Origin of the sequence: Shewanella frigidimarina, from assembly GCF_003797125.1 — a bacterium.
Lineage (GTDB): Bacteria > Pseudomonadota > Gammaproteobacteria > Enterobacterales > Shewanellaceae > Shewanella > Shewanella frigidimarina.
The window spans coordinates 972,403-986,635 of sequence record NZ_RKKE01000003.1 but is presented as its reverse complement, the minus strand read 5'-3'; the positions used below and the strand labels follow the sequence as shown (position 1 = coordinate 986,635).

At 41.2% G+C, this 14,233-nt stretch carries 12 protein-coding genes; 7 read left to right on the top strand and 5 right to left on the bottom strand.

Annotated features, from left to right (window positions below):
- The first annotated feature begins 1,224 nt into the window (after positions 1–1,224).
- The 3 genes from EGC86_RS13705 to EGC86_RS13695 are packed head-to-tail and all read left to right on the top strand — an operon-like array spanning position 1,225 to position 6,150.
- Positions 1,225–2,250 (top strand): HlyD family secretion protein, encoded by a 1,026-nt coding sequence (locus tag EGC86_RS13705; RefSeq protein ID WP_123777913.1) that lies wholly within the window; start codon positions 1,225–1,227, stop codon positions 2,248–2,250.
- Between the two features lie 15 nt (positions 2,251–2,265).
- Positions 2,266–5,022, top strand: a complete 2,757-nt coding sequence (rbbA, locus tag EGC86_RS13700; RefSeq protein WP_123777912.1) for a ribosome-associated ATPase/putative transporter RbbA — start codon at positions 2,266–2,268, stop codon at positions 5,020–5,022.
- A 3-nt stretch (positions 5,023–5,025) separates the two neighbouring features.
- Complete coding sequence (locus EGC86_RS13695) at positions 5,026–6,150, top strand: ABC transporter permease (RefSeq protein WP_123777911.1); 1,125 nt, start codon at positions 5,026–5,028, stop codon at positions 6,148–6,150.
- 89 nt (positions 6,151–6,239) lie between these two features.
- Here the strand turns inward: EGC86_RS13695 and EGC86_RS13690 are convergent, their stop codons facing one another.
- Complete coding sequence (locus EGC86_RS13690; RefSeq protein ID WP_011637032.1) at positions 6,240–6,470, bottom strand: hypothetical protein; 231 nt, start codon at positions 6,468–6,470, stop codon at positions 6,240–6,242.
- A gap of 372 nt (positions 6,471–6,842) precedes the next feature.
- Here EGC86_RS13690 and EGC86_RS13685 point away from each other — a divergent pair, with 372 nt between their 5' ends.
- Positions 6,843–7,289: an Hsp20 family protein gene (locus EGC86_RS13685; protein ID WP_123777937.1), complete on the top strand. Its 447-nt coding sequence runs from the start codon at positions 6,843–6,845 to the stop codon at positions 7,287–7,289.
- A gap of 144 nt (positions 7,290–7,433) precedes the next feature.
- Here EGC86_RS13685 and soxR read toward each other — a convergent pair whose 3' ends face one another.
- Positions 7,434–7,874, bottom strand: coding sequence for a redox-sensitive transcriptional activator SoxR (gene soxR / locus EGC86_RS13680; RefSeq protein ID WP_102037787.1), 441 nt, complete (start codon positions 7,872–7,874; stop codon positions 7,434–7,436).
- A gap of 101 nt (positions 7,875–7,975) precedes the next feature.
- Here soxR and EGC86_RS13675 point away from each other — a divergent pair, with 101 nt between their 5' ends.
- The gene (locus EGC86_RS13675) at positions 7,976–8,398 is read left to right on the top strand and encodes a VOC family protein (protein WP_123777910.1); all 423 of its coding nucleotides are present in this window, start codon (positions 7,976–7,978) and stop codon (positions 8,396–8,398) included.
- Positions 8,399–8,496: 98 nt separating this feature from the next.
- Here EGC86_RS13675 and pepE read toward each other — a convergent pair whose 3' ends face one another.
- Positions 8,497–9,204 carry a dipeptidase PepE gene (gene pepE / locus EGC86_RS13670; protein WP_123777909.1) on the bottom strand — a complete coding sequence of 236 codons (708 nt, stop codon included), beginning with the start codon at positions 9,202–9,204 and terminating at the stop codon, positions 8,497–8,499.
- 268 nt (positions 9,205–9,472) lie between these two features.
- Here pepE and htpX point away from each other — a divergent pair, with 268 nt between their 5' ends.
- Together htpX and EGC86_RS13660 are read left to right on the top strand one after the other, a co-directional pair.
- On the top strand, positions 9,473–10,336 hold the full coding sequence (gene htpX / locus EGC86_RS13665; protein ID WP_059746198.1) for a protease HtpX: 864 nt from the start codon (positions 9,473–9,475) through the stop codon (positions 10,334–10,336).
- 573 nt (positions 10,337–10,909) lie between these two features.
- Complete coding sequence (locus tag EGC86_RS13660) at positions 10,910–13,429, top strand: putative bifunctional diguanylate cyclase/phosphodiesterase (protein WP_123777908.1); 2,520 nt, start codon at positions 10,910–10,912, stop codon at positions 13,427–13,429.
- A 66-nt stretch (positions 13,430–13,495) separates the two neighbouring features.
- On the opposite strand, the gene EGC86_RS13655 is transcribed toward EGC86_RS13660, so the two are convergent.
- Positions 13,496–13,858, bottom strand: a complete 363-nt coding sequence (locus tag EGC86_RS13655; RefSeq protein ID WP_102037205.1) for a hypothetical protein — start codon at positions 13,856–13,858, stop codon at positions 13,496–13,498.
- A 63-nt stretch (positions 13,859–13,921) separates the two neighbouring features.
- Positions 13,922–14,185: a hypothetical protein gene (locus EGC86_RS13650; RefSeq protein WP_102037204.1), complete on the bottom strand. Its 264-nt coding sequence runs from the start codon at positions 14,183–14,185 to the stop codon at positions 13,922–13,924.
- Positions 14,186–14,233: the final 48 nt, after the last annotated feature.

Below are 14,233 nucleotides of genomic sequence, written 5' to 3'. Positions count from 1 at the left end.
AAACACAGTATCGCCGATGGTAGTGTGGGGTCTCCCCATGCGAGAGTAGGTCATTTCCAGGCGCCTAATTGACTTGAAAGAGTCGTGAAACAGCCCGCTATTATGTAGCGGGCTTTTTTACGTCTGTTATTTGTTGAATTACGGTTTGGTTAATATGAGCATAATGCTTGTGTGGACGATATACCCATGCGAGAGTAGGTCATTTCCAGGCGCCTAATTGACTTGAAAGAGTCGTGAAACAGCCCGCTATTATGTAGTGGGCTTTTTTACGTCTGTAATTTGTTGAAATTACGGTTTGGTTAATATGAGCATAATGCTTGTGTGGACGATATGCCCATGCTAAATAGGTCATTTCCAGGCGCCTAATTGACTTGCAAGAGTCGTGAAACAGCCCGCTATTATGTAGCGGGCTTTTTTACGTCTGTCATTTGTTGAAATTACGGTTTGGTTAATATGAGCATAATGCTTGTGTGGACGATATGCCCATGCGAAGTAGGTCATTTTCAGGTGCCTAATTGACTTAAAAGAGTCCCGAAACAGCTCGCTATGATATAGCGGGCTTTTTGTGTCCATAACTTAGGCAATGTTTATAAAATTGACAATGTGAAGATATAGCTAAGTTTTCAATTATTGGTATTTGACATATTAATGAGCAAAATTGATTAATTAAGTTGAAGATAACGGTACGATTTGATGGGTTTAATATTTGTTCAATATCACCGACTTATTAGCCAATAATGAGGCATAGATCAAAGTTTACTTCAGTTTGTTGTTACAAAATAAATTTAAGTTCTCGATCTTATTTATTATTTTGGTTGAATTAGGCGTTGTTCAGAGTGAACCATTGAGCCATTCAATAACGACTTAGGGATTATGCGAGAAGAATAAACATATCAACAAATGATATCCGAATTTAACGGTGACAATAGAACATTTTGCCACCATCGCCCATATGAATTTTCCGTTTATGCGATGCTAGATCAATTTTGCAAGGCTGTTATATCTGCTCATTTTATATATGACACGCTTATGCATATCTAGGCTGCCTAGCCGATTATTTAATGCTTAACAGTTCCAATGAAAACATTAAATAGGCATGTAATAACCATAGTTGATCGTACATCAGTTTGAAATAGTTAAAGGCCTTTGGTTTAAGCATCATGCAATGCCAATCTCCAGTTTTGAAACGATACTTATTGTTAAATAAAGAAGGATTTTTAGACAATGAATAACACTATTAAGAAAGCAATATATGGAGGCGTTTTAATAATTGTCATCGCTGGGTCTTGGGCTGTATGGCAGTATTTTCAAGCACAACCATTGGGTGCTGGTTTCGCCTCCGGTAACGGAAGGATTGAAGCTGTACAGGTTGATATATCAACAAAAATTGCAGGTCGCGTCGATACAATCATGGCGCAGGAGGGCGATCTTGTTCAGGCAGAACAGGTTGTCGCAAAAATCAATACAGATCAACTGCGAGCTCAGTTAATCGGTGCAGAAGCAAACGTTGCCAGTGCAGAAAGCCAAGTCGCATCCGCTTTGGCAGCCATAGAGCAGGCAAAGGCGGAACAATTACTGGCTGAACAAGAGTTGCATCGGGCACGCGAGTTGGTAAAAAATAATCACATCAGTAAGGAAACCTACGATACACGAGTAAGTCAGGTAGCCGTTGCCAAAGCCGCCCTTGAGGCTGCAAAAGCTGGACTAGTATACCGAGAACGTATGGTCGATGCTGTGAAGGCTAGCACTACAGAGATCCAGACTCAAATCGACGATTGTGTTCTCAAATCACCGGTTATTGGCAGAGTTATTTATCGACTTGCCGAACCCGGTGAAGTGCTAGGAAGTGGCGGTAAAGTACTAACCGTTGTGAACCTCGCCGATGTCTATATGGAGGTCTTTCTTCCGTCAGCTCAGGCTAATAGTATTGCTATCGGTGCAGAGGCTCGAATTAAGCTGGATATCTTAGATTTCGCTATTCCTGCGTCTGTCAGTTTTGTGTCACCGGAATCCCAATTCACACCAAAGCAAGTTGAAACACTCAGTGAACGCGAAAAACTTATGTTTCGTGCCAAAGTACGAATACCGCAAAATTTAGTCCAGAGACATATTGATGATGTAAAGACAGGGGTTCGCGGGGTTGCTTACATTCGACTGACAACAAAATCTGGAGAAAAACCTGCTCCGTGGCCGGACTTTCTTCAGAAATTACCACCGCAAGCCGAACCCGTCTCAGTCAATAATAACTAATGTGGGTGCAGTACCATGGACCAACAAGATTATCCTATCGTCTGCATTAAGGGTGTTACGCATACCTATAAGAAAGTGAATGCTATCGAAGATGTGTCACTGACCATTCCATCTGGGATGATGGTTGGCTTACTCGGTCCTGATGGTGTTGGTAAGTCGACGCTATTGGCCCTTATTTCGGGTGTTCGCAAGTTACAGCATGGCAGTCTTGAGGTGCTTGGTGGTGACATGGCTTCGGCCCGCCACCGCTCCGAAGTTGGCCCTCGGATTGCCTACATGCCCCAAGGTCTGGGTAAAAACCTTTATAGCGAGCTTAGTGTTGCCGAAAACCTGGACTTCTTTGGAAAGTTATTTGGTCAGGGGGCCTCTGAGCGTAAAGCTCGAATCGATCGTTTGACTAAAGCAACAGGGCTTCACTCTTTTCTATCAAGGCCAGCGGGCAAGTTATCTGGTGGCATGAAACAAAAACTAGGGCTCTGCTGTTCGCTTATACATGATCCTGATTTGTTGATATTGGATGAGCCGACGACTGGTGTCGACCCATTGTCAAGGCGACAATTTTGGCAACTAATCAACGCTATTCGCAGCGAAAGACCCAGTATGAGTGTGATTGTGTCCACTGCGTACATGGACGAAGCAGAAGACTTTGACTGGCTGGTTGCAATAGATGCTGGACATGTTTTGGATACAGGTACTCCAGCAGAGCTAAAAGCCAAAACCAACACCAGTAATTTAGAAAAGACGTTTGTGCGCTTACTACCGGAAGGGAAGCGGGGAAGTGGTAAAGAGCTTGTTATCCCTCCATTTGAAAAGACTGCTGGCACACCTGCTATCATAGCGAAAGGGTTGACTCGACGCTTCGGTGATTTTACCGCTGTGAACAACGTTAGCTTTGAAATTCAAGCTGGCGAGATTTTTGGTTTTCTCGGTTCTAACGGTTGTGGCAAGACCACCACAATGAAAATGCTGACGGGTTTGCTGCCCGCTTCTGAAGGTGAGGCTTTTTTATTCGGAAAGTTAGTTGATGCGAACAATCTAGAAATGCGCAAGCGTGTCGGATTTATGTCACAAGCTTTTTCGCTGTATGGCGAACTAACGGTGATGCAGAATTTAACCTTGCATGCTCGCTTATTTCATCTGTCACCGTCAAAAACAACAGAGCGGATAAATACGCTGGTTGACCGTTTTGGTCTGCGCAAACAAATAGATGATCTAGCTTCATCGCTGCCACTTGGCATCCGTCAGCGGCTTTCGCTCGCGGTTGCGGTGATCCATGAGCCCGAAATGCTCATTCTTGACGAGCCTACTTCAGGAGTTGATCCTGTCGCTCGTGACGAATTTTGGGAGCTGCTTGTTGAATTGTCACGTCGAGATAAAGTGACCATATTTATTTCTACCCATTTTATGAATGAGGCTTTACGTTGCGATCGCATTTCGCTTATGCACGCTGGTGAAGTACTTGTTTATGATGAACCGCAACATCTAGTAGAAGCCAAAGGTGCAGCCTCGCTCGAGGAAGCATTTATCAATTACCTGAAAGATGCCATTGGAACGACTGCCGAAGAATCAACCGATTTGGCTTCTGTGCAGCCAGATGATTCATCAACGTTAATAAGTTCACCTTCAACCACATTAAAACGCCACTATTTTAGCTTGAATAGGTTATTGGCATACAGCTATCTCGAAATGATGGCGGTAATGCGTGACAGGATACGTTTGGCATTTGCCTTTTTTGGCAGTGTGATCTTATTAATTGTTATTGCTTACGGTATATCGCTAGATATAGAGGATCTCACTTTTGCCGCGCTGGATCTGGATCGTACTCCAGAGAGCCGCCAATATTTAAGTAACTTTCAAGGGTCACACTATTTTATTGAGAGACCAGAACTGCAAAGTAAAGATGAACTTGAATGGCGTCTTAAGTCTAACGATATAACCTTAGCGATAGAGATCCCTCCGGGCTTTGGCCGTGATTTAAAAACGGGCCAAACACCTAGTATTTCTGCTTGGATTGATGGTGCTAATACCACCAGAGCAAGCACTATAGAAGGATATGTCACTGGTGGCCATATACGCTATCTTACCGAGTTAGCAACAAATGCAGGTATCGACGCAAGAGCTCTATATAAAGTAGATCTACAATCTCGATATCGTTATAACCCATCATTTGAGAGCATATTTTCGATTGGGCCGAAAACGCCTGCCTTGCTGTTGCTCTTTTTCCCCGCAATCTTGATGGCGGTGAGTATCTCGCGTGAGAAGGAGGTTGGCACTATCACCAACTTTTACGTCACGCCAACAAACAAACTTGAATTTCTGATAGGCAAACAGCTGCCTTATATTGGCATTGGCATGGCTAACTTTTTTATTCTGACATTCTTAGTAGTATTTTTGCTACAAGTACCGCTAAAAGGTAGCCTGCTGGGCTTAACTGTGGGAGCTTTCTTTTACGTTTGCGCTTCAACGGGTATTGGGTTAATTGTTTCCGCGTTAACTAAGACACAGGTTACCGCTGTTTTTGCGACTACAATTGTGTCTTTATTACCCACAGCACTTTTCTCCGGGTTAGTTCAGCCAACATCAACGTTAGAAGGTGGGGGATATCTTATCGGTATGGCGTGGCCCGCAACCTATTACATGCATTTGAGTGTCGCTGCATTTACCAAAGGATTGGATTTCTTTGCCCTATCAGGGGATTTAATGATGCTATCCATTTATGGTCCGCTCTTTGTCGTTTTGGCTGCAGTATGTTTGACAAAACAAGAGGCATAATTGATGAAAACCTGGAGTAACATTTTTTGGCTCGGTACTAAAGAGTTACGCAGCGTTCTTGGTGACGTTGTTATGGTAATGCTAATTATTTTCCTATTCAGCGCCCAGATTTATTCACGGTCAACAGCCATCAGCGAGTCGGTTAATAACGCTTCGATTGCCATTGTCGATGAAGACCACTCTACGCTTTCTCGTAGCATTGCCAATGCTTTTTACCCGCCTTATTTTAACCTTGCAGAGCAAATCTCTGCTACTGAGATTGACCAAGTTATGGATCAAGATCGTTTCATGTTTGTGGTCTCCATTCCACCAAAGTTTGAAGCAGATGTTCGTGATGGGCGCTTGCCGAGTGTACAGATAGATGTTGATGCTACCGCAGTGACTCAAGCGAGTCTAGGTAACCACTATATTCAAAATATCATAACTAACGAGGTGAATTTTTTTGTTAATCGTTCAAACGAAACAACAACCTATCCAGTGGCTTTAGTTCAACGCCGAGCCTTTAACCCAAATGGCACAATGACCTGGTTTAGTTCGATTGGTGCACTGCTCGATAACGTAACCTTGTTGGCCATTATACTGACTGGCGCTGCGTTATTGCGTGAGCGTGAACATGGTACCATTGAGCACTTGCTTGTTATGCCACTGACTTCGTTTCAAATTATCATGTCGAAGGTATGGGCTAACGGATTAATTGTTTTAGTAGCTTTCTCGTTATCATTGTTCTTTATGGTTGAGACCTTGTTAGATGTACCCATTGCAGGATCTCGATGGTTACTACTTGGCGGGACGACCATTTATTTATTTGCAGCAGCAGCCATCGGTATTTTTCTCGGTACAATTGCCCGTACGATGGCACAATTTGCACTACTGTTGATGATAGTGATAATACCCATGATGTTACTCTCTGGTGGGATCACTCCGATTGAGAGCCAGCCAGCTATTATTCAACCATTTACATGGCTTTTCCCTTCGCGGCACTTTATGGCTTTTTCTCAGGCCGTTGTTTTTCGGGGTGCTGATATCAGCATAGTGTGGCCAGAATTACTCAATATCATTGGTCTAGGGGCTATCTTTTTTGCTTTCAGCCTTGCGCTTTTCCGTCGGTCAATTGCCGTTAGTAAGTAGTTTATATTCTTACTTTCCATATTGTGGGTTTAATGCCTTTAAACCACAAAGCCACCAATTACGGTGGCTTTGTTATGTAGAGCACTTGATTATGCGTTATTTATTTTTTGCTTTAGATCATAAGCATCGTCGGTAACAACACGTTCAAGTACTTCAATTCGTTGACGCAGGGCGTTAATTTCATCATGCAGTGCTTTATTGTTAGTTGCTTGTTCTGCCGTCGTATGTGATTGCCGTTGCTTGAGCTTCATTATAGTGACAATAAAGCTGCCTAAAATGGCCAGAATAGGAATTAATAATGCCAATGTTGGTGGGTTCATAATGCGTCCTTAATTGTTTTTATTTATTGTCTATTATTGTGACGTTTTCAAGCAGAATTACTAGTGACAAAAGTCATCATTGTGAAATTAGCACCAACTTATTCATTATGGTATAAATTAATTATTATTTTACTTATTGATTATAAAGCCTATTTTTTATTTTCGATTATTAGTAGCAAACATTTATATCCACTGCACTTGATATAGCGCCGGTGGTCCATATATCTAATTCTGTAGCAGGAATGAATAATGAAATGCTCGATTGAGGTTTCAGTTAACTGTCTACCACAGTGCCGTAAGGGCTGTGAAAACCAAACACCACAAACATACAGTGGTTATTTTTTACATATTGCTTTAGACAAGGGTATGAACATGCGTAATTTTAATATTTCTCCAGATTTAACACCTCTTTACCGTAGTGCAATTGGTTTTGATCGTTTAGCACAACTTGCTGAACATGCAGCAGCTAACAATAGCAACAGTGGTTATCCTCCATATAATATTGAGCTTTTAGGCGAAAATCGTTATCGGATCACCATGGCGGTAGCGGGTTTTTCTATGCCAGAACTCGATATTATGAGTGAAGGTGAAAAGCTATTAGTAAAAGGTAATAAGACTGCTAACAGTGATGAACGCAAATATTTGCATCAAGGGATTGCTGAGCGTGGTTTTGAACGTAGTTTTCAATTAGCGGATTATGTGCGGGTCGTCGGTGCGGAATTAGAACACGGCTTATTAAATATTGATTTAGTACGTGAAATTCCAGAAGCTATGAAACCTCGTAAAATAGATATTGTGACTACCAAAACGCTTTGTTAAGCCTTTATTGTGAGTCTAATACGATTAGTGGCTTAGGTGTTAACAGCATTTAAGCCATATTCTCTACCTAATCGTTTATCTCCCCCCTAATTTAGCTAATTGCTTAGGCCTAGTTTGTTATTAAACTAGGCTTTTTTGTATTTATCATTTATTCAAAAGCACTGGACCAGGGCCTTGTTCTACAAGAATATCGTTTGGATTATACAGTGGACAGTTTTTCATCGATAAACAACCACAACCGATGCAACCTTCGAGCGAATCTTTCAATTTTTGCATCTGGGCTATCCGCAGCGTAAGTGATTTATTCCAAACATTTGATAATTCTGCCCAGTCTTCTTTAGTCGCTGTTCGTTCATTGGGTAAAGCAGCAAAAGCATGCTTGATATCATCCAACGATATCCCTAATTGTTGCGCAGCTTTGATGAGCGATATTCGCCTGATAACGTCTCGTGTATAACGACGTTGATTACCATTATTGCGCCAACCGCTGATGAGACCTTTTTGCTCATAAAAGTGAATCGCAGAGATGTTTATTCCACAACGTTTGGCGACTTGGCCAACACTCAGTTCTGCATCTATTGACATTCAACCTCCGATTTTTTTTATCATTTTGGCAAAAATAATGCTTTACCTCAAGTTAGCTTGAGGTATTAAGCTGTGTTGCATTAACCATAAGGAGATAAGTGATGCGATTAGAACATTTAAATTTAGTAGTTAATGACTTAGATGAATCATTAGTATTTTATAAAGCGGCCTTTCCACACTGGCGAGTGCGTGGTGGTGGCGAGTCTGTTTGGCATGGTACGCCGCGGAAATGGCTTCACTTTGGTGATGATTATCATTATTTATCGTTAAATGATTCAGGTAGTGGCGAGGTGCGCGATCTTAAAAGTAATGCATTGGGTTTGGCACATTTCGCTTACGTTGTGGACAATATTGATGCATTAGTTGCTAGATTGTCACAAGTGGGTTTTGAGGTGGCGATTATGGGCGGACATGATCCTTTTTATAAAAGCCGTTACTTTATTGACCCAAGCGGATTTGAAGTTGAGTTTGTTGAATACTCAACGGATATTCCCAGTGAGCGAAATCAATACGATGGCGAGTAGCTTATCAATATGCACCATTGGGCTTATAGAGTAAGCCCAATGGTTTTGATCAAAACCGATTATCAGCAAACGTAATAGGTTAAGAGCAGGTAAGCTGACTAAAGGTAGTGTGACAAGTCGGTGTTAGCGGTAAGTTCAACTTCTTGTTGTTTACCATGGAATAAATAAGCCGTCTCATTACCAATAAGGTGTAATTTATCGCCTTGGCGCCATAGAGCGCTGCCTTCTTGGATTCCTATCACCGGTGTCAGTGGATCGACCATGGTAAATTCTAACAGCCGTTGCGCACGAGTTTCACCATTATGGCCTGGCATTTGGTAGTTGGTGTAATGCGGATTTAATTGGAATGGCAATATACCCAATGCGGTAAAAGAGGGCGGCTCGACAATTGGCATATCATTGGTGGTACGAATGCTGGCACCAGTAATGTTTGATCCCGCACTCCAGCCCACATACGGCATGCCATTTTCTACTTTTTCACGAATTAAGTGCAGCAAGTCGTAGCGATACAATTCGTTGAGCAATTGGAATGTATTGCCGCCACCAACAAAAATACCTGCAGCATCTTGAATGGCTTGTTTTGGGTCTGCAAACTGATGAATGCTACTAATGGTAATTGGCAGAGGTTCAAGCGCTGTTTGTACTTTTGTTAAATACTCATCATAACTTACACTGACGCCAGCATAAGGAACAAACAACCATTGTTGTCCTGGCTGAGTGAGTGGACGAATAAGCTCAACGGTATGGCTTAGATATGTCGAATTACCGACCCGTGAGGCGCTCAACATTAATGCATTAATGGGCATAAAAAGTCCTTTTTGGTTTTAGTTTTTGACAGTTTATCAAAGATTAATCATTGCCGACACTGAGTTTGTTTTTGTAGTCTATTTTTCAGTTTCAATTAATCAACCCTCCCTAGAATCTGCTCGCGTGAATTTCAAGACGATGTTTTATCTAGCTATAAAAGAGTCATAAATCTTTTTTAATATAACTAAGCTTGAATTTTCATTTTATGGACATATTATGTCTATAGTAACAATCGTAAATCGGCACTTTTGCCATACAGGAGCTTTAATGAAGCGTATATTTTTGTTGATTGCAACCAACTTTGCCATTTTACTGGTTGCCTCAATTGTAATGTCTATTCTTGGGGTTAATACCTCAACGATGGGTGGACTGTTAGTATTTGCTGCCATTTTTGGTTTTGGTGGCTCGTTTATCAGTTTAGCCATTTCAAAATGGATGGCTAAGAAAACCATGGGTTGTGAAGTTATCACTCAACCACGTGACAGTATGGAACGTTGGTTAGTCGAAACGGTTGCACGCCAAGCTGAAAAGTCTGGTATTAAGATGCCAGAAGTGGCTATATACCAGTCGCCAGAAATGAACGCATTTGCAACCGGTCCAAGTAAAAATAATGCCCTTGTTGCTGTGAGTTCTGGTTTGCTTTACGGCATGACCCAAGATGAAATTGAAGGCGTACTTGCCCATGAAGTGAGCCACGTGGCAAACGGTGACATGGTGACATTAACCTTAATCCAAGGTGTGGTGAATACCTTTGTTATTTTTGCTGCACGCGTTGTTGCTGGTATTATTAACAATTTTGTTTCCAGTAATGATGAAGAAGGTGAAGGCCTAGGTATGTTCGCGTACATGGCCGTAGTATTTGTGCTTGATATGTTATTTGGTATTTTGGCATCAATGATAGTGGCTTACTTTTCACGTATTCGTGAGTTTAAAGCTGATGAAGGCGCGGCACGTTTAGCAGGCAAAAATAAAATGATTGCCGCATTAGAACGATTACGTCAAGGCCCTGAATCCGGTGCAATGCCAGCGCAAATGTCAGCCTTTGGTATTAATGGTAAACGTTCAATGGCTGAGTTAATGATGAGCCATCCGCCACTAGAGAAGCGCATCGCTGCACTAAAAAATAGCTAGTATTCATGCGTTTATCATCATTTACAGTGACATTATATTAAGGAGCCTTTTGGCTCCTTTTTTATTGGTTTTGATAGGTTATGATTGAATATGAAGTGTCATACCAATCTCTTTAAATATCTGATCAGTTCAGAGTCTCTCAGGTTTTTTAATTCAAGGCGCATTGATGTAGAAATGGTTATTCCCTTTTAAATCGATGCAACACAGAAGTGGAATACCTGAGAGACTCCATTCTGGCGGGTTTCAAAGTACTTTATGCTTAGTTAGATGTTTTCAAAATAGAATCACTATTCGCTTCAATCATCTGCCTTGCCTATAGCACTTTGAACTCCCGCTGAAAGATCACATATTTAATAGGATTGGTATTAATCGGGTAACTATAGTTAACTAATAGTATTAATCGCTCGAATCGATTGCATTTGGTTGTTAAATCACAGCGTATAGGATAGGTTCTGATGTATAGTTCAACTCGGCACTTATATTCATAACATTACTCGTGACAGAACTAAGCTTCATACACTTGTAGTACGACTCGTTTCACATGCTCAATAAAACATTATTCAGGATATTAATATGCTTAAAAAAGCTATTTCTCAAGTGCAACTAAGAGAATGGCAGCTAGAAATAAATGATATTTCTGCCGAGTTTCGTCTTACCATTATGTTTTACCAGATCAATGCTGAAAACAGTATTGAAGCTATTTGTACAAGCCAGGGTATTGATGATAATACTCAGCGACAGCATCAAGAGAGCTTGTTACAACATCTTAAAGCGGCAGACGCTCATAGTGTCAAAAAGATAGACCAACACTTTACTGTTTATCATCAGCCAATTCGTTCATCAAAAGGTCATATCATCGGTGTGATCACTTTTAGCGACAAAGCTAACGCACCGTCTGAACAAGGATTATTTCAACCCTTGTCGGCAATGCAAACACGCATTGCGGATATGTTAAGTAATGCCATTCGTTATTATATAAACTCCTTAACCATTGATTCCAATGCCTCTGAGCCTGTGTCGCTCGATGTTGATTTACAGTCATTTATTGATGCCTTTGAAGAGCATATGTGGGTTAAAGATGCTAACGGCCACTATGTTGCTTGTAATAAAAGTGTTGAACGAGCTTGGCGTAAATCTACAGAACAAATTGTTGGCAAAACTGACTTTGACCTTTTTGATCCGCGCACCGCAAATGAATTTATTGCGAGTGATAAATTAGCCATCAGTAACGGTTCGACTGTAGTGGTGTCTGAATGTGAAGAAGTTGATGTCAATTTTAATAAAGTCTGGCTCGAAACCATCAAAGCGCCCATTTATAATACCCAAGGTCAATTGACCGGGGTTATAGGTATGACACGTAACATTGCCAAACACAAAGAAGCGCAGGATCAACTCATTTTAGCTGCCAATGTGTTTCAAAATGCAGTCGAAGGGGTAGTGATAACCGATAGTAATGGCAATATTACCGAGATCAACCAAGCATTTACCGACATTACTGGTTACAGCCGCGAAGAGGTTATAGGCCAAAATCCTAGAATGCTGAGTTCAGGACGCCATCCTAAAAGTTTTTTTGAACGATTGTGGAATACCTTATTAGTTCAGGGGAAGTGGCACGGTGAAATTTGGAATCGTCGTAAGCATGGTGCTATTTTTCCGCAAGCGATAACCATCAGTGCAGTATTCGATAAGCTCAATATCATTCAGTATTATGTTGCTGTTTTTGCTGATATTTCAGCGCAAAAACAAAATGAAGAAAAACTGAAAAATTTAGCTTATTTTGATCCGTTGACACAATTGCCTAATCGGATGCAATTTATGTCACTGTTAGAGCAAGAGGTGAACCACTCTCATCGTGCTAAAAAGCAGCTGGCTATTGTGTTCTTAGATATCGATTTCTTTAAGCACATTAACGACAGTTTAGGCCATGTTATTGGCGACGAAATTCTCGTTGAATTGGCTAAACGCTTATCTTACGCTTTATCTGATTTTGACGTATTAGCACGTTTAAGTGGTGATGAGTTTGTGGTCATGTTGCCGAGCATTATGGGAACTGATTCTGTAACGTCATCGGTTGACCGTATTCGCAGTGTATTTGAACGCCCATTTATATTGGATAATACCCAATCTGTGCGTCTTACCGCCAGCATGGGAGTGGCGATATACCCAAGTGATGGTGATGATCACGACAGCTTATTACGTAATGCCGACGCGGCTATGCATCGTGCCAAGTTAGATGGGCGAAATAATTATGCCTTTTATACCGAGTCGATGACCAAGCAAGCTGTAGCACAATTAAAGCTGCAAAATGCATTACATCAAGCATTGGTTAATGAAGATTTTTATCTCGTTTATCAACCTAAGTTGAAACTGTCTGATTTATCACCAAGTGGCTTTGAAGCGTTAATTCGTTGGTCAGATCCTGTCTACGGCAATATCTCTCCTGCAGAGTTTATTCCATTAGCAGAGAAGATTGGTTTGATTTGGGATATTGGTTTATGGGTTTTAAAGGCCGCTTGTTTACAAGGGGTGGAATGGCTAACTCAAGGTAAAATGTTTGAACGTATTTCGGTCAATGTGGCCAGCTTACAGCTGCAAAGAAATGATTTTGTCGATAAAGTGCGCTCGATTTTATTGGAAACCGGATTACCAGCCAAACATTTGGAATTAGAAGTCACCGAGTCTTGCATGATGAATGATCCAGACGCGATTATTCGTGATTTGAAATTGCTTGGCGCCATGGGCATTGCTTTGAGTATTGACGATTTTGGTACAGGGTACTCATCTCTCAATTATCTCAAAAAGTTACCGATTGATAAGTTGAAAATCGATCAATCTTTTGTCCGTGATATTCCTCATGATGTGAATAATACAGCGATTGCGAAAGCGGTTATTGCATTGGGACATGCATTGAATTTGCAGATTATTGCTGAAGGTGTTGAAACCGTCGATCAAGCAGATTTTCTGCGGCTCAATGGTTGTGATTTGGTTCAAGGGTATTTGTACAGCAAACCGCGATTGCCAGACGAGCTTAATGAGTTTTTACCGATGTTCCGTAACAACAATAACATAGTCAATGAGATTAAAGTAAAGTAAGCAAAAAGGCAGCTTACACAATATGTAAGCTGCTTTAATATCACCATTGCCATTTTGAGTACTGTATTAAGCGTAAATGTCTACGTTCACAGATGTTGAATTACCGTTGGCCGTTTCGGTGTCATCACCATTATAAATACTGCTCAATGCCTCAAAGAAAATACTGCCGATGTCCTCGTCAGATAAGCCTTCCGTTAGTGGTTTTAATTCATCTAACATAGATTTCAAAGACTCTTGCTGCTCGTCGGTTAATGATGACAACATGTCTGTGGTTAATTGCTGTTGATCATCAGACAATGTCGATACCGCAGTATCTAACCCTGGTGGGACTCCGCCTTTTGGTGGCGGTGGTCCATCAGGACGTGGAGGTCTTTGTGTGCTCTCTGTCGATGTCATTTGCATCGCAGTGTTACCACTAGTCACTTGCATATATACTCCTTTGGTATTCTCTGTAATCAATTTTTGATGAAACTACCTAGCAACATAGGATTGTTAATTACGTTGTTTTGGTGGTTGTTTCATATCATCAGGACCATTAGCAGGTACAGCAACAAGCTCGCCATCGATAATTTGGCAAGTTGCTTCAAGGGTGTCGCCACGCGGAGTGTCAAAACTAACCTGATCATTTTCAGCACTGTTAGCACAGGCTTCAACAGCTTCTTTAGGTGGTTTTCTATTATGAGGATTAGCATTAGCAGCGAAAGATGCAAATAACATAAAGCTAAGTACACCAATATAGATTGGCTTCAGGGTCATAGTGACACTCCTTGGTTAGGTAACTAAAGTCAATATAACCTAACAATG